This is a genomic window from Xanthomonas protegens, assembly GCF_038442435.1.
In the GTDB taxonomy this organism is placed as follows: Bacteria; Pseudomonadota; Gammaproteobacteria; order Xanthomonadales; family Xanthomonadaceae; genus Xanthomonas_A; species Xanthomonas_A sontii.
Genome location: NZ_JAQJCQ010000003.1, coordinates 89,604 through 115,707 on the forward strand (window position 1 = coordinate 89,604; position 26,104 = coordinate 115,707).

Consider the following 26,104-nt stretch of genomic DNA (forward strand, 5'->3'; position numbering starts at 1 on the left):
CCCCACGCATGCTATCGGCTGAGCTGGACTTTTTTGTAGACCGGCTGCACGTTGCCGCCAGTGGCGACCGCGCTCGACGGCGGGCGCTGCTCCAGGGTGAAGGATGCCACGGCCCGTGCCAGTTCGCCCGCCTCGTGTTCCATCGAGCGGGCGCTGGCGCTGGCTTCCTCGACCAGGGCGGCATTCTGCTGGGTCGCCTCGTCCATCTGCACGACGGTCTGGTTGACCTGCTCGATGCCGGCGGACTGTTCCTGCGAGGCCGAGGCGATGTCGCGCATGATGTCGGTGACGCGCTGGACCGAGGTCACGATGTCCTGCATGGTGCGGCCGGCCTGGTCGACCAGGGCCGAGCCTTCGGCCACACGGGTCACCGAATCGTCGATCAGGTCCTTGATCTCCTTGGCGGCGTTGGACGAACGCTGCGCCAGCACGCGCACCTCGCTGGCGACCACGGCGAAGCCACGGCCCTGCTCGCCGGCACGCGCGGCCTCGACCGCGGCGTTGAGCGCCAGGATGTTGGTCTGGAAGGCGATGCCGTCGATGACGCTGATGATGTCGGCGATCTTCTTCGACGAGGCTTCGATGCCGCTCATCGTGGTGACCACCTTGCCGACCACGCTGCCGCCTTGCGAGGCGACCGCCGCGGCGCCGACCGCCAACTGGTTGGCCTGGTGCGCATGCTCGGCGTTCTGCTTCACGGTGGAGGTCAGCTCCTCCATCGAGGCGGCGGTTTCCTCCAGGCTGGCGGCCTGCTGCTCGGTGCGGCGCGACAGGTCGTCGTTGCCGGCGGCGATCTCGCCGGCGGCGGTGTTGATCGCGTCCGAGGCGCCCTGGATCTGGCGCACGATCGCCGACAGCTGCTCGGCGGTGGCGTTGGCATCGTCCTTCATGTTCGCGTACACGCCCTGCAGGTCGGCGTCGATGCGCCGCGACAGGTCGCCCTCGGCCAGCGCGCGCAGCATCTGCTGGATGTGGCCCAGGCCGGAGGCGCCGGCGGCGAGCATGGCGTTGATCTGCTCGCCCAACTGCAGCAGGAAGCCGTGCTTGTCGTCCAGGCGGATGCGTCCGCCGAGGTCGCCGGCGACCGCGCCACGCACGATGTCGGCGATCTCCTCTTCCACAGCCACTTCGTCGGTGCGGTCGGCCCATTCCACCACGAAGCCCAGGCGGTTGCCGGCGGCGTCGGTGACCGGATTGACGATCAGGCGCATGGTGTGGCCGCCGACGCGGATCTGCGCGCGGTGCGTGCCCTTCAGCTCGGCGAGCATGCGCGCCTGGTGCTCGGGATGGCGGTGGAACACGTCGATGGTCTTGCCCAGCAATGCGCTGGCATCGAACTGCGGCAGGTCGCGGCGCAGGTCGTCCTGCACCTCGCTGAGCATCTGCAGCAGCGGGCGGTTGACGTAGACGATGCGGCGGTCGGCATCGGCGATCATCACGTTGGTGGTGACGTCGTCCAGTGCGCTGCGGATGCGCTGGGTCTCGCGCTGGGCCTCGCCGTCCTGCTCGCGGCTGCGCAGCAGCTGCGCGTTGGCCTCCACCAGGGTGTGGGCGATGGAGCCTTCCGGCAGGTCCAGCTCGCGGATCGCGGCCGACAGCGGCTGTTGCTGGGCGATGGCGCGCGCGGCCTGGGCCAGGGCGTGCGGGTCGTGGCCCACGTCCAGCAATTGCCGGCGCATCTGCACCGCCATCGGCACCAGGATCGCCGCCTCCACCGCCACGTACAGCGCATGGATCGCCAGGATGCCGATCCCGGCCTCGGCGGTGAACACCCGCACCGGCAGGCCGCGGTGCTGCAGCCAGAAGAACAGCACGTGATGCACGGCGATCGCGGCGGCCGCGACCATGATCGGCCGCCAGTCGCGGTAGTACAGCAGCAGCGCGATCAGCAGGATGACGCCGAAGTGCACTTCGATCATGCCGCCGGCCTGCTGGATCAGCGCCGCGGCCAGCACCATCAGGCCCAGGGCCACGGTGCAGCGGCTCAGCAGGCTGCCCGGATACAGCTTCACCTGCAGGGCAATGACGGCCAGGGTCGGCAGGCTGACCGCCAGCCACGGCGTCCACGCGCCCTGATGCCAGGCGGCGGCCAGGCTGGCGAGGGTGGCCAGGACCGCGACAACGACGAACAGCCGGTCGGCCTGCGCCGCCAGTTTCTGCAGGTAGACGTAGCGCTCGTTGCCGACGAGAAAGCTGCCTTGGGTAGGCGAGGCGCTCATGAGAGGGATTCCTTGGAGTCGGTGGGACATCCGCACTGGGCGGGAGAGATCAGCGGCGACGCGCCGCCGGTGGCGAGCAGCCGCGGCAGCAGCGACGCGGCGGCGATGGACGTGCCGCATCCGGCCAGCTGTGCCGGGCCGGCATAGATCAGGCGGGACTGCGCATCGAAGACGATCAGTGCATAGGGCAGGGACGGCGGCGCCAGCCGCTCGCGCAGGTCCACGCTGCGCATCCCTGGAAGTGCGGGCGCCGCAGGCGCGGCGCAGTCGCAGCCAGCCACGCGCAGGCGGAACGCCACGGGCTGCCCGTCGGCAGCGTCGATGGCGGGCGCAAAGGCCAGCAGGCGCGCGCGAATGGCCTCGGCGCTGTCGGCCGGCGGCGGGCTGGCGAGCGCCACCAGTTGGCTTGCCGCCCAGATGCTCCAGAGCGCCAGCAGCAACAGCCCCCATGGCAGGTGGGTGAAAGCTCCCCAACGGTGCGTCGTGGTGGATAGTGGCTGCATTGGAAACCGGCCAGCGCGACGCCGGCACTCACCGGCTGTTCACGTTATCGACAGCGCCTATCGATCCTTAAGGTGGTGTTCATCACATTTCACACAGTAGTAACGAAACTAGTGTGGGGTTTTCGAAAAAAAAGACTGTCTCGCCGGCCTGGAAACGCAATCGGCCGCGGAGGTGTTCCGCGGCCGATTGGCATATCGGGTTGTTGTTCCGGCGGCGCGGCGTGCGCCGGCCGGGGCGTGACTGGCCGAGCGCGGGTCGCGCGACCCGCGCTGGGTCGGGCGATCCGCGCGCCTGGACTCAGGCGGCCGCGTGTGCCGGCCTGCGCGCGGCCGGTACGGCTGGCGCACGCACAGAGGATGCCGCCTGCACCTTGAACACCGCCACGGCCTGGCGCAGGTGGCCGGCCTGCTCCTCCATCGAACGCGCCGCGGCCGTGGCTTCTTCCACCAGCGCGGCGTTCTGCTGGGTGCTCTCGTCCATCTGGGTGACGGTGCGGTTGACCTGCTCGATGCCGGACGACTGCTCCTGCGAGGCGACCGCGATCTCGCCCATGATGTCGGTGACGTGCTGCACCGAGGTCACGATCTCCTGCATGGTGGCGCCGGCACGCTCGACCAGGGCCGAGCCTTCGGCGACGCGGCCGACCGACTCGTCGATCAGCGTCTTGATCTCCTTGGCGGCGTTGGCCGAGCGCTGGGCGAGGGTGCGCACTTCGGTGGCCACAACGGCGAAACCGCGGCCCTGCTCGCCGGCACGCGCGGCTTCCACCGCGGCATTGAGCGCCAGGATGTTGGTCTGGAAGGCGATGCCGTCGATCACCGAAATGATGTCGCCGATCTTCTTCGAGGACGCTTCGATGCCGCTCATGGTCTGCACGACCTGGCCGACCACGTCGCCGCCCTGCGAGGCGACCGAGGCGGCGCCGGCGGCCAGCTGGTTGGCCTGGCGCGCACGTTCGGCGTTCTGCTTGACGGTGGAGGTCAACTCCTCCATCGAGGCCGCGGTTTCCTCCAGGCTGGCCGCCTGCTGCTCGGTGCGACGCGACAGATCGTCGTTGCCGGCGGCGATCTCGCTGGCGGCGCCGTTGATGCTGACCGCGGCAGTCTGGATGCGCGCGACGATGGCGGCCAACTGCTCGGTGGTGGCATTGGCGTCGTCGCGCATGGTCGCGAACACGCCCTGGAAGTCGCCGTGCATGCGGGCGGTCAGGTCGCCGGCAGCGATGGACTGCAGCAGCGCCGACAGCGCCTGCAGGTTGTCGTCGGCGGTGGCCATCAGCTGATTGAGGCTGTCGACCATCAGGCGGAAGTCGTACTGGAAGCGCGCGGTGTCGCCGCGCACGCTGAAGTCGCCTGCGGCCGCCGCACCGGCCAGGTGCTTGATCTCGGTGTTCATCGCGGTGAGGTTGTGCTTGACCGTGTCCATCGTCTCGGTGAGGCGGGCTTTCTCGCCGGGCAGGCGGTCCATGTCCTCGGACAGGTCGCCGATGGCGTAGCGGCCCATGATCTGCGCCAGGCGCTCGGTCACCGCGATATGCGCGGCGGCCAGCGCATTGCTGTCGCGGACCATGCGCCCGTAGTCGCCGGGGAAGCTGCTCTCGTCCATGCGATAGCTGGTCTGGCCCACGTCGTGGCGCCGCGCCATCTCGGTCTGGGCGGCCAGCACCTCGCGCAACTGTTGCTGCATGCGTTGCATGTCGGCCAGCAGCCGACCGCTTTCGTCGCGGCTGGGCACCACGATGCGGGCGTCGAGGTGGCCCTCGGCGATGTCGGCGGCAACGCCGGCGGCGCGACGCACGTTGCGGGTCAGGGTGATCAGGGTATGCGCGCAGATCGCCGCGATCAGCAGCGTCAACACGCTGAGCCCGGCCACTGCGGTCCACATCGCCTGCAGCGAGGCGTCCAGATGACGCTGCGACTGGCGCTGCAGCGCCTGCAACGCGGTGGCGCTCAGCCCGTGCAAGGCCTCGTCCCAGCCATGCAGGGCCGCGTTCCAGCGCTGATCGGCATCGGCGCTGCCGCCCTCCAGGGCCTGCGCCAGTTGCGGCAGGGCGCGATCGGCGACGGCGGCTTCGGCGGCGACCGACTGGGCCAGGGCCGGATCCGGCTGTTCGAGCAGGCCCAACGCCTTCTTCAGCTCATGCCGCAGGCGGCCCTGATCGCGGGCCAGTTCGCCGATCTGCGCGCGCAGGACCGGGGTGTCGGCGCCGGCCTGGGAGGGGTCGCGCATCGCGTCCAGCCGGGTCAGGGTCTGGCTGGTCACCGGGGCGTAGTTCAGGCTGCCGACCACCAGGTGGTAGCTTTCCACGTAGGGCGTATAGACCAGTTGGCTGTCGTCGCGCAGGGCGTCCAGCGCGTCGTCGGCCTGGTCTGCGACCATCGCGAAGTCGCTGCGCCTGGTCTGCAAGGTCTGCTGCAACTGCGCCAGCGCCGCCGTGCTGCGCTCGAAGCCGGGCAGCGCCGGCACGGTCCGCTGCAGTTCGCGCAGCGCCCGGTCCGCGGTGTCGCGCGCCTGCGCCGCGTCGGCGGCACCGCCGACCTGTTCTTCCTGCAGGGCCGCCAGCAGCCGCAACATCTCGCGCAATGGCGCGTAGCTGCGCAGCTCGGCGCGGCTGACCTCCACGCCGTCGCTGAGGGTACGGGTGTACAGCAGCAGGGGAATGGCCAGCCCGATCAAGGCCAGCACGCCGATCAGGCTGAGCTTGCGCGCAATGGGGAGGTCATGCCAGACCCGCAGACGGGAGCGGCGTTCGGAGGCGGGCGGAGCGGCGTGGTTCGCGGGATGCGACGTCATTGCGCGGGTCTCTGAGCAAGAGCGAAAGAAGGCAGGCGATCCAGAGGGATCCACGCCATGGGACTGCAGGTGCAAAACGGGTGGTCGTCGAGCTTCGCCTGTCCGGACGCGGTTAGCGATGGAATCGGCGGTGCTCGACCGGATCGGGCATATCTTTAGCGGCCGTCGTAGACAAAGGTTGAATCTGTAAGCATGACCACGTTAAGCCGCCGAAACGGTGTGCGGCCCGCGACAGCGGGACGCATATGGCGGGAGATACGACGGCAGGTGCGGCGCGGATGCAGCCTGCGTGAACTTTTTCGCGTGCCATGTCCTGCAGGCGTCATGTCCGCTGGGTGGAGTTGTCGGGCACATGGGTCTGCGGGCGAGCATCGGCTTGCAGCGTCCGCTGGCTGGGTGATCGGGCGCCTCTGGCGGGGCCTCGCGCTGCCGAGGACCACGGCGATGGGATCGTGGGTGCTGCACGCGTTCTAGCGTAGGTGGGTGGCTTGAGAACCAGGGTGGAATGAAGCGCTGGGCTCATGTCGCTGCAACGACACGCTGGGCAGACCCGGGACCGCTTGCACAGCCAGACCGCGCGAGGCGGCGGCCGATCGCCTCGTCGATCGGCTGCCTGTGCATTGTCGTGGCGGAGCTGACTAGGGCATGTCACTAATCCCCGAGCATGCCGCGCCGCGATTGCGCGTGCCTGTGGCAAGGAAGAGCGAGGAAATGGACGTCCGTCCACGCCCGAGCGATGACGCTGCTACGGGCACGCGCAACCGCGGCCCTTCGGGTTGGGCCTGGCAGGCGCGGCATACTCAGGGATTGGTGACACGCCCTAGGCGGCCGGCGACCGTCGCGTCAGAAATCCTGCCACGTGTCGACCTTGCTTGCCGCGGCCACGGTCGCACGACGTATGGTCGGCGCTTGCGGGCCGGTGCTGGCCTTCGCCGCGGTCTTGATTGTCGGTGTGGTCGTCCGCGCGGCGGTGGCCGTGCGGGCAGGCGCAGGAGGCGCGATGGCGGACAGCCGGTCGATCTTGAACAACGCGACCGCATCGCTCAGTTGCACCGCCTGTTCCTCCATCGAGCGTGCCGCCGCGGTGGCTTCTTCCACCAAGGCCGCGTTCTGCTGGGTAGTCTCGTCCATCTGGGTGACGGTCTGGTTGACCTGTTCGATGCCGGCCGATTGCTCCTGCGAGGCGGCCGAGATCTCCCCCATGATGTCGGTGACGCGCTGCACCGAGGCGACGATCTCGTGCATGGTCTTGCCGGCCTGGTCGACCAGCGCCGACCCGGTGGCGACACGGCCGACCGAGTCGTCGATCAAGGTCTTGATTTCCTTGGCGGCATTGGCCGAGCGCTGGGCGAGGGTGCGCACCTCGCTGGCGACCACGGCGAAGCCGCGGCCCTGGTCGCCGGCGCGCGCCGCTTCCACCGCGGCGTTCAAGGCCAGGATATTGGTCTGGAAGGCGATGCCGTCGATGACGCTGATGATGTCGGCGATCTTTTTCGACGAGGCCTCGATGCCGCTCATGGTCTCGACCACCTGGCCGACCACGCTGCCGCCCTGCGAGGCGACCGCCGCCGCACCCACCGCCAATTGGTTGGCCTGGCGCGCGTGCTCGGCATTCTGCTTGACGGTGGAGGTCAGCTCCTCCATCGACGCCGCGGTTTCCTCCAGGCTGGCGGCCTGTTGTTCGGTGCGGCGCGACAGGTCGTCGTTGCCGGCGGCGATCTCGGTGGCGGCGGCATTGATGCTGACCGCGGCGGTTTGGATGCGGCCGACGATGCCGGTCAACTGGTCTGCCGTGGCATTGGCATCGTCGCGCATGGTGGCGAACACGCCGTGGAACTCGCCCTCCATGCGCGCGGTGAGGTCGCCCGCGGCGATGGCCTGCAGCAACGCCGACAGCTTGCCGAGGTTGCGGTCGCTGACGTCCATCATTGCGTTGAGGTCCTGCACCATCAGCCGGAAATCGTGCTGAAAGTGCGCCGCATCGCCGCGGGCGCTGAAGTCGCCGGCGGCGGCGGCCGCGGCCAGACGCTTGATCTCGGTGTTGATCGCCAGCAGGCTGGCCTTGGCCGCGTCCATCGATTCGTGCAGCACCGCGCGGCTGCCGGGCAGGCGGCGGGCGTCGCGGCGCAGGTCGCCGTTGGCGTATTCGTTGAGCACGCCGATGGCGTCGACGATGGCGTCCAGGTGCTCGAACATCATGGCGTTGATGCCCTTGCTCAGTTCGCCGTAGACGCCCGGGAAGTCCTGCGGCATGCGGTGGGACACGTCCTTGTCGGCGTGCAGTTCGATCATCAACGCGGTTTCGCTGGAGAAGCGCTGCAATTGGGTCTGCATGCGGCCCATCGCGACCAGCAGGCGGCCGGGTTCGTCGCGCGCGTCGGTGCCCACGTCGTTGTCCAGACGGCCGTCCGCGATGGCTTCGGCGGCACGGGTGGCGCGGCCGAGCGGCCCGGTGAGGCTGCGGGTGATGGTCCAGCCCAGCAGGCCGCTGACCAGCAGGACCGCAAGGCCGCCGGAGATCAGCACGATGCGGCCGCGCGCCATCGCCGCCGAGGATGCCGCATAGGCTTCCTTGCTCAGGCGCCGTTGCAGCTCGGCATTGGCGCGGATCGCCGCCTGCTGCTGCTCCATCGCCACCGCCGCATCGCCGAGCAGCAGCGTCTGCGCCTGGGCGTTCTGGTCCTTTTCGCCCAGCGCCAGAATCTCATCGTTGAAATGGACCGACTGCGCCCGTAGCGTGTCGATCAATGCCATGGCATTGCGCTCGGCCGGGCTTGCCGGCATGGCCGACAAGGCGTCGTGCGCGGCCGTGAAGCGGGCCCGATTGCTGTGCACGATGTTCAGCATCTTCTGGTTGGCCGCATCGCCATCGACGATGCTGATGGAGAGCAGGCCGACTTGCACATTGGTGTTGGCGTCCAGCATCTCGTTGGAGAGCCGGACCTTTTCCATGTTGCCGTTGACGATGCTGTCCAGTTCGCGATGCGCCCTGGCCATGGTCAGCAGCCCCATGGCGACCAGCACGCCGGACAACAGGATGAGGATGCCGAACGCCATGCCGAGGCGCCGACCGACGTTGTAGCGTTGTAGAAGTGCGTTCATAGCCGACCTTTGGGGGTAGAAGGAGTCGGGTCGCACGCGCTGGCAGGCCAGCGTTGCGGCGCCTCGTGGCGATGCGCTGCCACCCCATGGATATCGACATGGCGGCCAGGAATTGAGCGGTGTGCGGATCCTCGTTGGCAGGCGGTTAGGAAGCTGTCTGCCTTCCGACGCGTGGTGGTCGGCGAAGGCGAAATCCGACGTGGTTCCGACATGCGCCGGCGTGTAATGCACCGAGCTATGGTTCGCGTATTGCAGAAATGCGCAGGTGCATACCGGCTGCGCTGCGAACGCCGAGCGTTACCGCCGGGACCGGTCGCCATGCCGGCGGCATGGCGACCGTACGACTCAGAACTCCTGCCAGTCGCCGCCGACCGCGACCGCGGTGCGCTTGGCGGGCTGCCGCTGCGGACGCGCCGCCGCCTTGGCCGCACGCGGCGCGTTGACCGTGGCAGGCGGCGCCGTCGCCGCACGCACGCCGACGTTGTCGATCTTGAACAACGCCACGGTGTCGCTGAGCTGGCCGGCTTGTTCCTCCATCGAGCGTGCGGCGGCGGTGGCTTCTTCCACCAATGCCGCGTTCTGCTGAGTGGCCTCGTCCATCTGGGTGACGGTCTGGTTGACCTGCTCGATCCCCGACGCCTGCTCCTGCGAGGCCGCCGAGATCTCGCCCATGATGTCGGTGACGCGTTGTACCGAGGCCACGATCTCGCTCATGGTGCGGCCGGCCTGATCGACCAGCGCCGAGCCCTCGGCCACGCGCGTGACCGAGTCGTCGATCAGCGACTTGATCTCCTTGGCGGCGCCGGCCGAGCGCTGTGCCAGGGTGCGCACTTCGCTGGCGACCACGGCGAAGCCACGGCCCTGTTCGCCGGCACGGGCGGCTTCCACCGCCGCATTGAGCGCCAGGATGTTGGTCTGGAAGGCGATGCCGTCGATCACGCCGATGATGTCGGCGATCTTCTTCGATGCCGCTTCGATGCCGCTCATGGTCTCGACCACCTGGCCGACCACGCTGCCACCCTGCGACGCCACCGAAGCAGCACCCACCGCCAACTGGTTGGCCTGGCGCGCATGCTCGGCGTTCTGCTTGACCGTGGAGGTCAGCTCTTCCATCGACGCGGCGGTTTCTTCCAGGCTGGCGGCCTGCTGTTCGGTGCGGCGCGACAGGTCGTCATTGCCCGCCGCGATCTCGGTCGCGGCGGCATTGATGCTGACCGCCGCGGTCTGGATGCGGCCGACGATGCCGGTCAACTGCTCGACGGTGGCGTTCGCATCGTCGCGCATGGTGGCGAACACGCCGTGGAAGTCGCCGTCCATGCGCGCGGTCAGGTCGCCGCCGGCGATGGACTGGAGTAGCGCGGACAACTTGCCCAGGTTGTGGTCGCTGACCTCCATCATCGCGTTGAGGTCCTGCACCATCCGCCGGAAGTCGTGCTGGAAGCGCTCGGCGTCGCCGCGGGCGCTGAAGTCGCCGGCCGCGGCCGCCGCCGCCAGGCGCTTGATCTCGGTATTGATCGCCAGCAGGCTGGCCTTGGCCGCGTCCATCGACTCGTGCAGCACCGCACGGCTGCCGGGCAGGCGGCGGGCGTCGCGGCGCAGGTCGCCGTTGGCGTATTCGTTGAGCACGCCGATGGCGTCGACGATGGCGTCCAGGTGCTCGAACATCATGGTGTTGATGCCCTTGCTCAGCTCGCCGTAGACGCCGGGGAAGTCCTGAGGCATGCGGTGGGACATGTCCTTGTCGGCATGCAGTTCGATCATCAACGCGGTTTCGCCGGAGAAGCGCTGCAACTGCCGTTGCATTGCGTCCATCGCCAGCAGCAGGCGACCGGGTTCGTCGTGCGCGTTGGTGGCGACGTCGTTGTCCAGTAGGCCGCTGGCGATCGCTTCGGCGGCGCGGGTGGCGCGGCTCAGCGGCACGGTGAGGCTGCGGGTGATCGTCCACGACAGCAGGGCGCTGAGCAGCAGGACCGCCACGCCGCCCGCGATCAGCAGGTTGCGGCCGGTGACCATCGCTTGCGTCGCCTTGGCATGGGCGACCTTCATCTGCGCTTCCTGCAGGGTGACGTTCTCGCGGATCTTGGCCTGCCAGGCCAGCGTGGCCGGGCGCGAGCGTTCGCTCAGCGTCGTCTGCGCCTCGGCGTTGCGGTGGGCGGTGGCCAGCGCGATCACTTCATCGTTCATGGCGCGCGCGGTGGTGCGTGCGGCGTCGATGTCGGCGCGCAGTTTCACCGCATCCGCGTTGGCGGGCGGGAACGCCTCCAGTTCGTTGCGCAGCTCGGTGTAGCGCTGGCGCTTGGCCTTGATTTCCGCCAGTGCCTGATCGTTGAGTTCCTCGCGCGTCTCCATCGCCAGCGTGCCGAGCGCGATCAGGATGCTGGAGTTGGCGTCGAGCATGCCGTTGCTGATCCGGCTCTTTTCGACATTCACCTTGACGATGCTGTCCAACTCGGTGCGCGTGCGTGCCATCGACAGCAAGCCGATGGCGACCAGGGCGCAGGACAGCAGGATCAGCAGGCCGAAGGCGCCGCCGAGCCGGCGGCCGACGTTGTAGCGTTGCAGGAAGGAGTTCATTGGTCGACCTCTTCGTTGACGATGTTCCTGGAGCATCCAGGGCCTACTGCGTCCAGACGGGCTCCAGCAGCGCGTGTGCGCGTGGAGCGGCGGGGCGTGGCGGTCAGAAAAGAAGCAAGAAAACCAAGTGCCTTTTTTGTTTGACTCTGCAACGCCGTCGCTCGAATGTGATATCGGCGTGACGGCGGATTCCTCGATGCGTCGTTGGTCGTAAGGCGATTCCCGACGCTGTCTAATTCATTTCCTTACGCAGTGAGTGGCTGCCACTGGCTGCCGATCGCGTCGGCGATGGCCTGGGCATTGGCCTGCGGCGCGTGCGCAGCGGCGGTCGTTGCGGTGGCATGGCTGGATGCGGTCGCGGCGACGGCGCCGGATGCAGGGGCGGCGCTGCGCGCGGCCTGCTGTTGTTCCACCCGGAACACCTCCACCGCATCGCTCAACTGCGCCGCTTGGTCCTCCATCGACCGCGCCGCGGCGGTGGCTTCCTCGACCAGCGCGGCGTTCTGCTGGGTGCTCTCGTCCATCTGGGTGACGGTGCGGTTGACCTGCTCGATGCCGGCGGACTGCTCCTGCGAGGCCGCGGAAATCTCGCCCATGATGTCGGTGACCCGACCCACCGAGGCGACGATCTCCTGCATGGTCTGGCCGGCGCGCTGCACCAGCTCCGCGCCTGTGGTGACCCGCTCGACCGAGTCGTCGATCAGGCCCTTGATCTCCTTGGCGGCGTTGGCCGAGCGTTGCGCCAGCACGCGCACCTCGCTGGCCACCACGGCGAAACCGCGGCCCTGTTCGCCGGCGCGCGCGGCTTCCACCGCCGCGTTCAAGGCCAGGATATTGGTCTGGAAGGCGATGCCGTCGATCACCGAGATGATGTCGGCGATCTTCTTCGATGCGGTTTCGATGCCGCTCATGGTGTCGACCACCTGGCCGACCACGGCGCCGCCCTGCGAGGCGACCGCGGCGGCGCCGGCGGCGAGCTGGTTGGCCTGGCGCGCATGCTCGGCGTTCTGCTTGACCGTGGCGGTGAGCTCCTCCATCGAGGCGGCGGTCTCTTCCAGGCTGGCGGCCTGTTGCTCGGTGCGCTGCGACAGGTCGCTGTTGCCCTGGGCGATCTCGGTGGCGGCGCTGTGGATGTCGCCGGCGGCGCGCTGGATGCGGCCGACGATGTCGGCCAGGCGCTCGGCGGTGCCGTTGGCGTCGTCGCGCATGGTGGCGAAGATGCCCTGGAAGTCGCCGTGCATGCGCGCGCCGAGGTCGCCGTCGGCCAGTGCGCTGAGCAGCCGCGAGACTTCGGCGATGCTGATCGCGTTGGCGTCGAGCAGGCCGTTGAGTTGCTGCGCCAGCATCAGGAAGAAGCCCTGCTTGCCGGTGCGGTCGATGCGCTGCGACAGGTCGCCGGCGGCGGCGCTGCGCACCACTGCGGCCACTTCCGCCTCCACCCGCGTCTCGGCGGTGCGGTCGCGCCATTCGCAGACGAAGCCCAGGTGCGCGCCCTCGGCGTTGCGGATGGCGGAAATCTCCTGGGCGATGCAGACCTCGCGATAGCGCACCTCGCGCTGCGCCGCGCCTTGCCGATCCAGCCGCTGGTAGATCTCCGCGTCCTGCGAATTGCCGACTTCCAGCAGCGCCACCGATTGGCCCAGCAGCGGGGCAGAGCGGTCGAATGCCGGCGCGCAGGCGCGGATGTCCTCGGCGTGGGTCTGCAGCAGGGTCTGCAGCGCGGTGTTGGCGTAGATGATGGTCAGGTCGGGATCGGCGATGTACATGCCGGTGGACGCGTTGTCCAGGGCGGTGCGGATCCGCAGGTTCTCGGCCGCCACGCTGCGCTCGCGTTCGATGCGCTCGCGCAACTCGCGCTGCATGCGCGCCAGCGCCGCCATCAGGCTGCGCCCGTGCCTGGCCGCGACCGGGATGGGCTGGTCCAGGCGGCCCTCGGCGATGTGCTGGGCCGCGTCCATCGCCACCCGCGGCTCGCCGCCGAGCAATTGCGCGACCGAGCGCAGGATCCAGGCCGCGGCCGCAGCCAGGCACAGCACGGCCACCAGCACCGCGCCGGCCTGCTGCCAGGTGGCGCGCTGGCTCTGCTGTTCGGCGGCCTTGCGGCTCTGCTCGTTCAGCGCCAGGATGCTGTCGCTGATCGTGTCCATCTCGGTTTCCAGCCGCGTGAACTGCGCGGTGAAGTCGGCATAGGCGGCACTGCTGTCGCCCTGCGACTCGGCCAGCGTCACCACCTTGTCGGCGGCGGCGATGTAGCGCTGCAACGCCGGTCCCGCCGCATCCAGTTGCGCGCGCAGGGTGCTGTCCAGCGGCAGCTTCTGGTTGTCGTCCAGCGCCTTGCGGAACTCGCCGGCATGTTCGCCCAGCGAGGCGCGCGCCGCCTTGACCCCGTCCGCATCCTGATGCGCGGCCGCCAGCAGCGCAGCGGTGACGTCGCCACGCAGCGCGTCATGCATCATGTCGGCCTGCATGTGGTTGCGCAGCGCGTCCGAGGACACGACCTGCGCCGCGACCGAGCGCAGCAGCCCCTGCTGCGCGCCGTAGCCGACCCCGCCCAGCGCGAGCAGGGCGAGCACCGCCACCAGCACCAGGATCCCGAGCATATGCATGATTTTCATCGGTGTGGCCCGATCAGAAACGGAAGGACAGGCCCGCGCCGAGCGCGTGGTCCGGCGAACGGTCGTTGAGGCCGCGGCTGTACACCACGTCCAGTTGCACGTCCTGGGTGAGCAGCCAGGCAGAGCCGACGTCGAGCAGGGCGACGGTGCCGCCGTCGTCGGCATGCGCGATCTGCGGCAGGGCCAGCTCCACGAACGAGCGGGTGCGGTCGTTCCAGGCCTTGCCCAGCACCACGCCGAAGATGCCGGCGGTGTAGCGATGTCCGCCGTCGCCTTCGTCGCGGATCACGCCCGGCATCATGCCCAGGGACACGCTGTCGCTGAGTTCCCATTCGGCCACCAGACGGAACGAGGGGCGTGCGCCGCTGCCGCGCACGTTGCGCGCGCCGCTGGGCAGGTCCACGTGCAGCAGCCAGGCCAGCGAGGCGCCGCCGATCTCGCTGGCCAGGTGGTGCTTGAGGCCCAGCGAGATGTCGGAGAAGCCGGAGACGTCGCCGCCGACGGGGACGTCGATGGTCTGCCAGCCGTCGGTCTCCAGGCGCAGCTCCCAGGTCGGGCCGATGCCGTAGCGGAACAGGGTGGGCGTGGCATAGCCGTCGACATCGCCGTCACGTTCCCAGGCCACGCTGGTTTCCACCTGCAGGCGCCGGTCGCCGACGGTGAGGCTGGATTCGACGAAGTCCGGGCGATCGGTGGCGATCGGCTCGGCCTCGGCATGGACATGGCCTGCGAGGCTGGCGAGGCCGCACAAGGTCAGATAGGTGGCGATAACGCGTCGCTTCATGGCGGCTCCCTTGGCGGTTCGATCGGAACCGTGGATCCGGGCGCAGTGCGCCCGGCGCCGGGGCGCGCATCGCGGTGCCCATGGCATGGCAGTTCCGCTTTCTATATCGACCCTGAATACACTTTCTTTACGAGCGTGACACGCTAAGCGCTCTGTGGCCTTGGCCACCTGCTGCCCGGCAGCCGCGCCGCGAGACGCACAGCGCGCCTCGCGGTGGCAGCAGGGCGCTGCAGCGGCTCAGAACTCCTGCCACTGCCCGTCGTCGCTCGACGCGGTCGCGCGCGGGACCGCCCGCAACGGCGCCGCTGCCGGTCGCCGCGGCGTTGCTGCCGGGGTGGCCGAAGCAGGCGGAGCAGGGCGGCGCACAGGCGCCGGCGCGGCGCTCGCCACCGCGGCGCTGGTGTCCAGCTTGAACAGGGCCACGGCCTGGTTGAGCTGGCCGGCCTGGTCTTCCATCGAGCGCGCCGCGGCCGTGGCTTCCTCGACCAGCGCGGCGTTCTGCTGGGTGGCCTCGTCCATCTGGGTGATGGTCTGGTTGACCTGCTCGATGCCGGCGGACTGCTCCTGCGAGGCGGCCGAGATCTCCCCCATGATGTCGGTGACGCGCTGCACCGAGGCGACGATCTCCTGCATGGTGGTGCCGGCCTGTTCGACCAGGGCGGAACCTTGCGCGACACGGCCGACCGAGTCGTCGATCAGGCCCTTGATCTCCTTGGCGGCATTGGCCGAGCGCTGGGCGAGGGTGCGCACTTCGGTGGCGACCACGGCGAAACCGCGGCCCTGTTCGCCGGCGCGCGCCGCTTCCACGGCCGCGTTCAAGGCGAGGATGTTGGTCTGGAAGGCGATGCCGTCGATGACGCTGATGATGTCGGCGATCTTCTTCGACGAGGCCTCGATGCCGCTCATGGTCTCGACCACCTGGCCGACCACCGCGCCGCCCTGCGAGGCGACCGAGGCGGCGCCGGTGGCGAGCTGGTTGGCCTGGCGGGCGTGCTCGGCGTTCTGCTTGACCGTGGAGGTCAGCTCTTCCATCGACGCAGCGGTCTCTTCCAGGCTGGCGGCCTGCTGCTCGGTGCGGCGCGACAGATCGTCGTTGCCGGCGGCGATCTCGGCCGCGGCGCCGTTGATGCTGACCGCGGCGGTCTGGATCCGCGAGACGATGGCGGCCAGCTGTTCGGTGGTGGCATTGGCGTCGTCGCGCATGGTCGCGAACACGCCCTGGAACTGGCCGTGCATGCGCGCGGTCAGGTCGCCGGCGGCAATCGCTTTCAACAGCGTGGACAGCGCCTGCAGGTTGCCATCGGCGGTGGCCATCAACTGGTTGAGGCTCTCGACCATCAGGCGGAAGTCGTACTGGAAGCGCTCGGCGTCGCCACGCACGCTGAAATCGCCGGCGGCGGCGGCGCCGGCCAGATGCTTGATCTCGGTGTTCATCGCGGTGAGGTTGCGTTTGACCGTGTCCATGGTTTCGGTCAGCACCGCCTTTTCGCCGGGCAGCCGATCCATGTCCTCGGACAGGTCGCCGATGGCGTAGCGGCCCATGATCTGCGCCAGGCGCATCTTGACCGCGATATGCGAGGCGGCCAGGGCGTTGCTGTCGTGGACCATGCGCCCGTAGTCGCCGGGGAAGGCCGCTTCGTCCATGCGGTAGCTGATCTCGCCGGCGTCGTGGCGCTGGGCCATCTCCTTCTGCGCGTCGAGCACGGCGCGCAGCTGCTGCTGCATGCGCTGCAGCGATCCCAGCAATTGCCCCAGTTCGTCGTTGCGCGGGTACTGGATGCGGCTGTCCAGGCGGCCGGCGGCGACCGCGCTGGAGACTTCCACCGCACTGGCCAGCGGCTTGACCACCAGCCGGCGCAGCAGCAGGTAGAGGCCGCCGCTGAGCAGCAGCGCGGCGCACAGGCCGACCGCGGCGATGGTCCACAGCAGGCTGCGCGCCTGCGCCATCAGCACCGCCTTGGGCACCGCCACGCCCAGCGCGAAGCGCTCCTGGGCCTGGCCGATCTGCAGTGGCACATACACTTCCACGTCGGTGGCGCCGGTCTGCGGATCGACGCTGTCGCGGCCGACGGTCTTGCCCTGGGCGATGTCGGCCAGCAAGGCGCGGGTGGCTGGATCCTGCAGCTTCTTGCCGACCAGGGCGGGATCGCGGTCGGCGACGATGGCGCCGCCGGGCGAGAGCAGGCGCACGCGGCCGGCACCGAGCGGACGCAGCTTGGCGACGCGCTGCTGCAGCGTGGCCAGGCCGAAATCGGTGGTGACCACACCCAGGAACTTGCCGTCTTCCAGGATCGGCGTGCTGACCGTGGTCATCAGCACCTTCTTGCCGGCGATCTCGTAATCGTAGGGTTCGGCGACGGTCGGCCGCAGCAGCTTGCGCGGATTCAGATACCAGTCGCCGGCGCCGGCCACGTCGTAGTCGCGCAGCGGATCGCGCACCAGTTTCCCGTTCTGCCAGGACCAGTACACCATGTAGCGACCGCTGGCGTCGTGGCCCGCGCTGTTGGCATAGTCCGCGTCCTTGCCGTCCAGCGCCTGCGGTTCCCACAGCGTGCCGATGCCGGTCCAGTCCGGGTGCTGCTGCAGTTCGCGGCGCAGGCTGTCGCTGAACAACTCGCGTGCCTTGTCCTGGCCGCGCTGGGCGAGCAGGGCATTGGCCAGCGCCTGGTTGGAGACCGCGGAGGCGCCGATGGTGTTGCCGATGCGCTCCGATTCCAGGCGTGCGGTGTCGGTCATGCCGACCTTGGCGGAGGCGAGCAGGGCGGAACTGCTGCGGGCGTAGATGATGGCGGCGGTAATGCCGAAGCACAGCAGGGCGATCGCGGCCACGCCGAGCATCAGGCGGGTGGCGACACTGCTCGGGCGTGTGGAGGACGTCGTGGGCATCGCGGTCGTCTCGATGGAGAGGAGGGAGAGATCGCGCTGTCGTGGATCGGAGCCTCCTGCCTGCGGGCGCAGCAGACCGGAGCGGAGACGTGCGCGACCTCACGGTTATCGGCACCGCGTCCCAGAAATGTAGGGGGCGTTTGTGATGCGACGTCACAGGCCGCTCCGGCACCGGCCATGCGGTCGGGTCCGGAGGTCCTGTCGGTCGCGGTGGACGGCACCGGACGCGGATCGGTCCCCGATCAAGGCATGTCGAACGTCGGGCGCGGCGCCGAGCCGCATGACCAAGGGGGCTCGGCGGCCGACAGGACGATGACAACGAAAAAGCCCCGGGAGCGATCGCTCCCGGGGCCGTCGACGCGAGACCGGCGGCGGTGGCGCGCGCTCAGAACTCCTGCCAGCTGTCGTCGCCGGCCGCAACCGCGACCGGCCGGGCCGATGGCCGGACCGGGCGGGCGGCAGGCTTGGCCGCCGGCTTGGCCGCCGACCGGGCGGCCGGGCGGCTCGGTGCGCTGGGGACGCTGGCGACAGCCACGTGGCTGAGCGGGGCGCTGCTCGCCTCGATCTTGAACACCGCCACGGCCTGGCTCAGCTGGCCGGCCTGTTCTTCCATCGAACGGGCGGCGGCGGTGGCTTCTTCGACCAGCGCGGCGTTCTGCTGGGTGGTTTCGTCCATCTGGGTGACGGTCTGGTTGACCTGCTCGATGCCGGCCGACTGTTCCTGCGAGGCGGCGGAGATCTCGCCCATGATGTCGGTGACGCGCTGCACCGAGGCCACGATCTCCTGCATGGTCTTGCCGGCCTGGTCGACCAGCGCCGAGCCCTGGGCGACACGGCCGACCGAGTCGTCGATCAGGCCCTTGATCTCCTTGGCGGCGTTGGCCGAGCGCTGGGCGAGGGTGCGCACCTCGCTGGCGACCACGGCGAAGCCGCGGCCCTGTTCGCCGGCACGCGCCGCTTCCACGGCCGCGTTGAGCGCCAGGATGTTGGTCTGGAAGGCGATGCCGTCGATGACGCTGATGATGTCGGCGATCTTCTTCGACGAGGCCTCGATCCCGCTCATGGTCTCCACGACCTGGCCGACCACCGCGCCGCCCTGCGAGGCGACCGAGGCGGCACCGGTGGCGAGTTGGTTGGCCTGGTGGGCATGTTCGGCGTTCTGCTTGACGGTGGAGGTCAGTTCCTCCATCGACGCGGCGGTTTCTTCCAGGCTGGCGGCCTGTTGTTCGGTCCGGCGCGACAGGTCGTCGTTGCCGGCGGCGATCTCGCTGGCGGCACCGTTGATGCTGACCGCCGCGGTCTGGATCCGCGCGACGATCGCCGCGAGCTGTTCGGCGGTGGCGTTGGCATCGTCGCGCATGGTGGCGAACACGCCCTGGAACTGGCCGTGCATGCGCGCGGTCAGGTCGCCGGCGGCGATGGACTGCAGCAGGGCGGACAGCGCCTGCAGGTTGCCGTCGGCGGTGGCCATCAACTGGTTGAGGCTGTCGACCATCAGGCGGAAGTCGTACTGGAAGCGCTCGGTATCGCCACGCACGCTGAAGTCACCGGCGGCAGCCGCGCCGGCCAGGTGCTTGATCTCGCTGTTCATCGCGGTCAGGTTGAGCTTGACCGTGTCCATGGTTTCGGTGAGCACGGCCTTTTCGCCGGGCAGGCGGTCCATGTCTTCGGACAGGTCGCCGATCGCGTAACGGCCCATGATCTGCGCCAGGCGCAGCTTCACCGCGATGTGCGAGGCGGCCAGCGCATTGCTGTCGCGGACCATGCGCCCGTAGTCGCCGGGGAAGGCCGCTTCGTCCATGCGGAAGCTGATCTGGCCGGCATCGTGGCGCTGGGCCATCTCGGTCTGGGCGGCGAGCACCGCCTGCAACTGGCTCTGCATCTTGTCCATGCTCAGCAACAGCACGCCGGCCTCGTCCTTGCTGCGCAGGTCGATGGCATTGTCGAGCTTGCCGCGGGCGATGGCGTCGGCCACGCCGATCGCGGTGCCCAGGCGCTTGAGCAACTGTCGGCGGATCAGGATCGCCATGCCGACCGCGGCCACGATCACCAGCAGGTTGCCCAGCAGCACCGCCCACTTGTTCTGCGCACGCACGGTTGTCAGGGTTTCGCTGCGCTTGGCCAGCAGTCCGGCTTCCTCGTCGTGGAACTCAGTGAGCAGGCTGCGGATCGATTGCATCGCCTTGCGGTCGCGCGCTTCACGGAACACAGAGGCAAGTGCCGCCGGATCGTTGGACTGCTCGCGCAGCGCGGTCACCTGCTTCTCCACGCCGACCAGATCGTCGAATGCGGCGTGCAGCTTCTCCAGGCGAGCCTGCTGCCGTGGATTGTCTGCGGTCAGCTGCTTGGCCTCGGCGAAGTCCTTGTCGAAATTGGCCTGGCCATTGATGAAGGGCTGCAAGTGTTGCTTCTCGCCCGAGAGCATATAGCCGCGTGCGCCGGTTTCGACGTTCAAGGCGTCGATCCCCATCTTGTCGCCGGTGCCCAGCACCTTGTAGGTGTGGTCGTTCATATCGGCAGCCGTGTTGAGCGAGGACAGGCTGCTCAGGCTGATCGAGCCGATGATCACCGTGATCAGCACGATGACGGCAAAGCTGAGCGCGAGCCTGGCGGAAAGACTGAGATTCTTGAGCGTCATCGTCATGATCCTGATGGAAAGGGTGAAGCGTTGGGGATGGCGTACCCCGTGCCTGAGTCGATGTCCGCGGAGGCGCTGGGCAGTGCTCTAGCTATTTCGGAAGTGAATCGAAAACATGCAATTGATAGTTTTTCTATATTTAATAGATACTTTCGATTGAGAGTTCTTTTGTGATTTGGCTTGTCTTGCTTTAGTCGCCCTGTGACAACTCTTGTTCAAATTTGTAGACAATTTGTGTGCGCTACCCCCGTATCGGCATGTGCGCTCTGTTCTTTAAGGCGGGATGGTGCGGATTTAGATCCGCTTCACATTGGCTTCACTCCGGCAGGGATAGGTGTCGCGCTTTCCAGGCGCTACGCCGGTCGATTCGCCTTCGGCCGTGTGGAATGACTCAAAAAAAAGAGCCCGGGAGCTGGCGCTCCCGGGCTTCGTTACCTGTGTCAGTGGGACGCGGGGTGAAGTGCGATCAGAACTCCTGCCAATCGCCGCCGCCAGCAACGGCGGCCATGGGCTTGGCCGCGGCAACGGCCACAGGCCGGCGTGCGGCCGCCTGCGGTGCAGGCGCCTTGGCCGGTCGCTTGGCGCTGGCGAGCGCGGCCGGCGGTGCGGCGCTGCGCGGTGCCGTCGGCGCCTGCTGGTCGATCTTGAACAGGGCCACGGCCTGGCTCAGCTGGCCGGCCTGGTCTTCCATCGAACGCGCGGCGGCGGTGGCTTCTTCCACCAGGGCGGCGTTCTGCTGGGTGGCTTCGTCCATCTGCATCACGGTCTGGTTGACCTGCTCGATGCCGGCCGACTGTTCCTGCGAGGCCGCGGAGATCTCGCCCATGATGTCGGTGACGCGCTGCACCGAGGCGACGATCTCGTGCATGGTCTTGCCGGCCTGGTCGACCAGGGCCGACCCGGTGGCGACGCGGCCGACCGAGTCGTCGATCAGGTCCTTGATCTCCTTGGCCGCATGCGACGAGCGCTGGGCGAGGGTGCGCACTTCGCTGGCGACCACGGCGAAGCCGCGGCCCTGCTCGCCGGCACGCGCGGCTTCCACCGCGGCGTTGAGCGCCAGGATGTTGGTCTGGAAGGCGATGCCGTCGATGACGCTGATGATGTCGGCGATCTTGCGCGAGGAGGCCTCGATGCCGCTCATGGTCTCGACCACCTGACCGACCACCGTGCCACCCTGCGAGGCGACCGACGCGGCGCCGGTGGCGAGCTGGTTGGCCTGGCGGGCGTGTTCGGCGTTCTGCTTGACCGTAGAGGTCAGCTCTTCCATCGACGCGGCGGTTTCCTCGAGGCTGGCGGCCTGCTGCTCGGTGCGGCGCGACAGATCGTCGTTGCCGATGGCGATCTCGCTGGCGGCGGCGTTGATGCTGACCGCCGCGGTCTGGATGCGCGCGACGATGGCCGCCAACTGCTCGGTGGTGGCATTGGCGTCGTCGCGCATGGTCGCGAACACGCCCTGGAAGTCGCCCTGCATGCGTACGGTCAGGTCGCCGGCGGCGATCGACTGCAGCAGGGACGACAGCGCCTGCAGGTTGCCGTCGGCGGTGGCCATCAGCTGATTGAGGCTGTCGACCATCAGGCGGAAGTCGTACTGGAAGCGCGCGCCGTCGCCGCGCACGCTGAAGTCGCCTGCGGCAGCGGCGCCAGCCAGATGGTTGATCTCGCTGTTCATCGCGGTCAGGTTGTGCTTGACCGTGTCCATCGTCTCGGTGAGGCGGGCTTTCTCGCCGGGCAGGCGGTCCATGTCCTCGGACAGGTCGCCGATGGCATAGCGGCCCATGATCTGCGCCAGGCGCTCGGTCACCGCGATGTGCGCGGCGGCCAGCGCATTGCTGTCGCGGACCATGCGTCCGTAGTCGCCGGGGAACGCGGTTTCGTCCATGCGGTAGCTGATCTGGCCGGCGTCGTGGCGTTGGGCCATGTCGGCCTGCGCGGCCAGCACGGCCTGCAACTGCTGCTGCATGCGGCCCATGGCGTTCAACAGGCGGCCGGTTTCGTCGCGGGCCTCGGTGCGCACGGCATTGTGCATGTCGCCGTTGGCGATGGCCTCGGCGGTGCGGGTGGCCAGGCCCAGCGGTGCGGTCAGGCTGCGGGTGATGGTCAGCGCCAGCAAGGCGCTGAGCACCAGGGCCAGCACGGTACCGCCGATCAGCAGCATGCGGCCACGGTGCATCGCGTCCAGCGCCGCCCGGTAGCCTTCGGCGGCCTGCGACTTCTGCCGATCGGCGAACTCGCGGATCTTGCTCTGCCACGCGAGGGTTGCCGGCAGCGCTTCGCGATTGAGCATCTCCAGCGCCTGGGCATTCTCGCCCTTTTCGCCCAGCGCGACGATGGCGTCGTTGATCTGTTTCGCAGCGGCGCGCTTGGCGTCCATGTCGGCGCGGATGACGCGGCCGGCGGCGGTGCTGGACAGCTTGTCGATCTTGGCGCGGGCCTCGGCGTAGCGCTCGCGCTGCCGATTGAAGGTCTCCAGCGCCTCTTGCCGCATCGTCGCGTTGGTGGAGGTGGTATAGGTGCTCAGCGCAACCAGCACGGAGGAGTTGGCGTCGAGCATCTGGTTGCTGAATTCGATCTTCGCCATGCGGTCCAGCACGATCATGTCCAGGTGCTTGCGCGCCTCGGCCATGCCGGACAGCCCGATGATCACCAGGACCACCGAAAGAAGAATCAGCACGCCGAAGGCCGCCGACAGGCGGACACCGACGTTGTAGCGTTGCAAAAGGCGGGTCATTTCACATCTCCAAGGGGCGAAAAGGCTGCTCGGCGCGCAGGAATGCGACGTCGGCGGTTGACGCGGGCAGTCGCGGACGGCCTGCGCTGGGGGCGGCGACAGTCACATGGCGTGATGACTGGCGACGCGACAGGCGGGTCGTGCGAAAGCGCCGCACTCGCGACGGTGACCATGGCGTTGGCATGCCCGAGTTCCGCCTGCAATCGCCGATGCTGTCGGTCGATCGCTCGGTGGATGCGTCTTCGGTGTCGCAAGACCGCGTGCATGATGGGCCCCCGTGTACGAATGAAGGAACGACGCGTATTGCGATGCGCCGGGGATCCGGGGTGTGGTGCGACCTGACGAAACGTGTGGCAGAAATTGCAAGTCGAGCCCGCGCGTGCCAAGTGCATGCGCGAAAAGATCAGCCGTCAGGGCTGAGGGTCCTTCCCCGTTGGTGTGTTCGACATCAGCGATCGGCTGCGTGCGCAGATCGTTCCTTCTGAAGCGCCGGCAGCCCTCCCAAGGCCATGCCGGCACGCACGAATGTAGACAAAAAATGTGCGCTCAAACTGGGTATCGACGGTGGCACGGGATTCTTGAGTCTCCTGGTGCGGTTCTGTGGTCAAGGCCACGTGGCGCGTGGCGCCGGGATGCGCTCCGGCGCGGATATGTCCTGCCGAACGCGATGTCCGGCAGCATGTCCAGCTTGTGCGGGCAGGCACGTCGCGCCGACGCGACGTGCTCGACGGTGCCGGCAGTTGTTGCCGTACGCCGCGTCGATGGAAATGATGCGGGCGCCCGCCTGCGTCCCGCACCGACATCACGCATCGCTTGCCTGTCGAGCGGCCGTGCAGTGCACGGCCGCGCATCGACGCGACTGCGACGAGGACTCAGAACTCCTGCCAGTCGCTGCTGGCTGCCTGGGCAAGCGCAACGGACTGCGCTGCCGGCCGCGGTTTGCGTGACGGCGCAGGCGCCACGCTGCGTGGGGCAGGGCGGACCTTCGATGCGACCGCGATCGATGCGATCGCCGGCAGGGTGTCCAACTTGAACACGGCCACCGCGTCCTGCAACTGCGTGGCCTGTTCCTCCATCGAGCGCGCGGCGGCGGTGGCTTCTTCCACCAGAGCGGCATTCTGCTGGGTGGTCTCGTCCATCTGGGTGACGGTCTGGTTGACCTGCTCGATTCCCGACGCCTGCTCCTGCGAGGCCGCCGAGATCTCGCCCATGATGTCGGTGACGCGCTGTACCGAGGCGACGATCTCGGCCATGGTCTCGCCGGCCTGGCGCACCAGGGTCGAGCCATTGGCCACCTGGTCCACCGAGTCGTCGATCAAGCTCTTGATCTCCTTGGCCGCATTCGAGGAACGCTGGGCCAGGGTGCGCACCTCGCTGGCGACCACGGCGAAGCCGCGACCTTGTTCGCCGGCACGCGCCGCTTCCACCGCCGCGTTCAAGGCCAGGATGTTGGTCTGGAAGGCGATGCCGTCGATGACGCCGATGATGTCGGCGATCTTCTTCGACGAGGCTTCGATGCCGCTCATGGTCTCGACCACCTGGCCGACCACGCTGCCGCCCTGCGAGGCCACCGAGGCCGCACCGGCGGCGAGCTGATTGGCCTGGCGCGCGTGCTCGGCGTTCTGGCGAACGGTAGAGGTCAGTTCCTCCATCGACGCCGCGGTTTCTTCCAGGCTCGCCGCCTGCTGCTCGGTGCGGCGCGACAGGTCGTCGTTGCCGGCGGCGATCTCGGTCGCGGCAGCGTTGATGCTGACCGCCGCGGTCTGGATGCGACCGACGATGCCGGTCAGCTGTTCGACGGTGGCGTTGGCGTCGTCGCGCATCGTGGCGAACACGCCGTGGAACTCGCCGTCCATGCGCGCGGTGAGGTCGCCGGCGGCGATGGCCTGCAGCAGCGCCGACAGCTTGCCGAGGTTGTGGTCGCTGACCTCCATCATCGCGTTGAGGTCCTGCACCATCAGCCGGAAATCGTGCTGGAAGTGCGCGGCATCGCCGCGGGCGCTGAAGTCGCCGGCGGCGGCCGCCGCCGCCAGGCGCTTGATCTCGGTATTGATCGCCAGCAGGCTGGCCTTGGCCGCATCCATCGATTCGTGCAGGACCGCACGGCTGCCGGGCAGGCGCCGGGCATCGCGGCGCAGGTCGCCGTTGGCGTATTCGTTGAGCACGCCGATGGCGTCGACGATGGCGTCCAGGTGCTCGAACATCATGGTGTTGATGCCCTTGCTCAGCTCGCCGTACACGCCGGGGAAGTCCTGCGGCATGCGATGGCTGATGTCCTTGTCCGCGTGCAGTTCGATCATCAGCGCGGTTTCGCTGGAGAAGCGCTGCAACTGGGTCTGCATGCGGTCCATGGCCAGCAGCAGGCGGCCGGGTTCGTCGCGTGCCTCGGTGGCCACATCGTTGTCCAGGCGTCCATCGGCAATGGCCTCGGCGGCGCGGGTGGCCTGGTTCAGCGGTCCGGTCAGGCTGCGGGTGATGGTCCAGGCCAGCAGGCCACTGACGATCAATACCGCGAGGCCGCCGCCGATCAGCATGTTGCGGCCATTGGTCATCGCCTCGGTGGCCGTGGCATATGCCCTCTTCATCTGGGCGTCCTGGATATCGGCGTTTTCCAAAATCCTGGCCTGCCAGGCGGCCGTGGCCGGTCGCGCCTTTTCGTTCAATAGGGCTTGCGCTTCGTCGTTGCGATTGGCCGTGCCGAGCGCAATCACCTGATCGTTGAGCTTGCCTGCGACCGCCCGTCGCGCATCGATCTCCTCGCGCAGCGTGCGGATGCGATCGCTGGTGGCCGGGAACGCATCGAGTTGCTTGCGCATTTCCATGTAGTGCGCGCGATGTTCCTTGATTTCTGCCAGCGCCTCCCGGTTGAGCTGTTCGCTGCTCACTGTTGCCAAGGTGCCGAGTGCGACCAGGATGTTGGCGTTGTCGTTGAGCATGCCGTTGCTGATGCGGATCTTCTCGACGTTGATCTTGACGATGCGATCCAGTTCGTTCCGCGCCCGCGACATGGACAGCAGGCCGGCCGCGACCAGCAGACAGGACAGCAGGATCAATAGGCCGAACGCGCCGCCGAGGCGGCGGCCCACGTTGTAGCGTTGCAAGAGCGACGTCATGTTGGAACCCCCTGAAAATGGACGAGTCACTGCGTGATCGGGACGAGGGAAAACTGGTCGTAATGCTGGTTTCATCTGTGATGAAGTGCGAAAAACATGCGGGAGGCATGCAGAAACATGCGCTCAAGCCACGCCAACACGACACACG

General features: G+C 68.3%; 11 protein-coding genes. All 11 read right to left on the minus strand.

The genetic code is table 11. The features are described from left to right. Nucleotides 1-11: 11 nt before the first annotated feature. The 11 genes from PIQ37_RS05365 to PIQ37_RS05415 all read right to left on the minus strand — a co-directional run bounded on the left by PIQ37_RS05365 (nucleotide 12) and on the right by PIQ37_RS05415 (nucleotide 25,956). Nucleotides 12-2,219, minus strand: a complete 2,208-nt coding sequence (locus tag PIQ37_RS05365) for a methyl-accepting chemotaxis protein (RefSeq protein WP_342072672.1) — start codon at nucleotides 2,217-2,219, stop codon at nucleotides 12-14. Then, a complete protein-coding gene (locus PIQ37_RS05370) occupies nucleotides 2,216-2,659 on the minus strand; it encodes a hypothetical protein (protein WP_342072673.1) in 444 nt (147 codons plus the stop codon). Before PIQ37_RS05370 ends, PIQ37_RS05365 begins: the two co-directional genes overlap by 4 nt. A gap of 361 nt (nucleotides 2,660-3,020) precedes the next feature. Then, a complete protein-coding gene (locus tag PIQ37_RS05375) occupies nucleotides 3,021-5,516 on the minus strand; it encodes a methyl-accepting chemotaxis protein (protein ID WP_342072674.1) in 2,496 nt (831 codons plus the stop codon). Nucleotides 5,517-6,359: 843 nt separating this feature from the next. Next, complete coding sequence (locus PIQ37_RS05380; protein WP_342072675.1) at nucleotides 6,360-8,618, minus strand: methyl-accepting chemotaxis protein; 2,259 nt, start codon at nucleotides 8,616-8,618, stop codon at nucleotides 6,360-6,362. A 345-nt stretch (nucleotides 8,619-8,963) separates the two neighbouring features. Next, the gene (locus PIQ37_RS05385; protein WP_342072676.1) at nucleotides 8,964-11,192 is read right to left on the minus strand and encodes a methyl-accepting chemotaxis protein; all 2,229 of its coding nucleotides are present in this window, start codon (nucleotides 11,190-11,192) and stop codon (nucleotides 8,964-8,966) included. 245 nt (nucleotides 11,193-11,437) lie between these two features. Further along, on the minus strand, nucleotides 11,438-13,807 hold the full coding sequence (locus PIQ37_RS05390; RefSeq protein WP_342072677.1) for a methyl-accepting chemotaxis protein: 2,370 nt from the start codon (nucleotides 13,805-13,807) through the stop codon (nucleotides 11,438-11,440). A gap of 13 nt (nucleotides 13,808-13,820) precedes the next feature. Then, nucleotides 13,821-14,591, minus strand: a complete 771-nt coding sequence (locus tag PIQ37_RS05395) for a transporter (protein WP_153750918.1) — start codon at nucleotides 14,589-14,591, stop codon at nucleotides 13,821-13,823. 237 nt (nucleotides 14,592-14,828) lie between these two features. After that, nucleotides 14,829-17,477 carry a methyl-accepting chemotaxis protein gene (locus PIQ37_RS05400; RefSeq protein ID WP_342072678.1) on the minus strand — a complete coding sequence of 883 codons (2,649 nt, stop codon included), beginning with the start codon at nucleotides 17,475-17,477 and terminating at the stop codon, nucleotides 14,829-14,831. 385 nt (nucleotides 17,478-17,862) lie between these two features. Then, nucleotides 17,863-20,115, minus strand: coding sequence for a methyl-accepting chemotaxis protein (locus tag PIQ37_RS05405; RefSeq protein WP_342072679.1), 2,253 nt, complete (start codon nucleotides 20,113-20,115; stop codon nucleotides 17,863-17,865). Nucleotides 20,116-20,581: 466 nt separating this feature from the next. After that, nucleotides 20,582-22,843 carry a methyl-accepting chemotaxis protein gene (locus tag PIQ37_RS05410; protein WP_342072680.1) on the minus strand — a complete coding sequence of 754 codons (2,262 nt, stop codon included), beginning with the start codon at nucleotides 22,841-22,843 and terminating at the stop codon, nucleotides 20,582-20,584. Between the two features lie 872 nt (nucleotides 22,844-23,715). Further along, nucleotides 23,716-25,956 (minus strand): methyl-accepting chemotaxis protein, encoded by a 2,241-nt coding sequence (locus tag PIQ37_RS05415; RefSeq protein ID WP_342072681.1) that lies wholly within the window; start codon nucleotides 25,954-25,956, stop codon nucleotides 23,716-23,718. Nucleotides 25,957-26,104 lie beyond the last annotated feature (148 nt).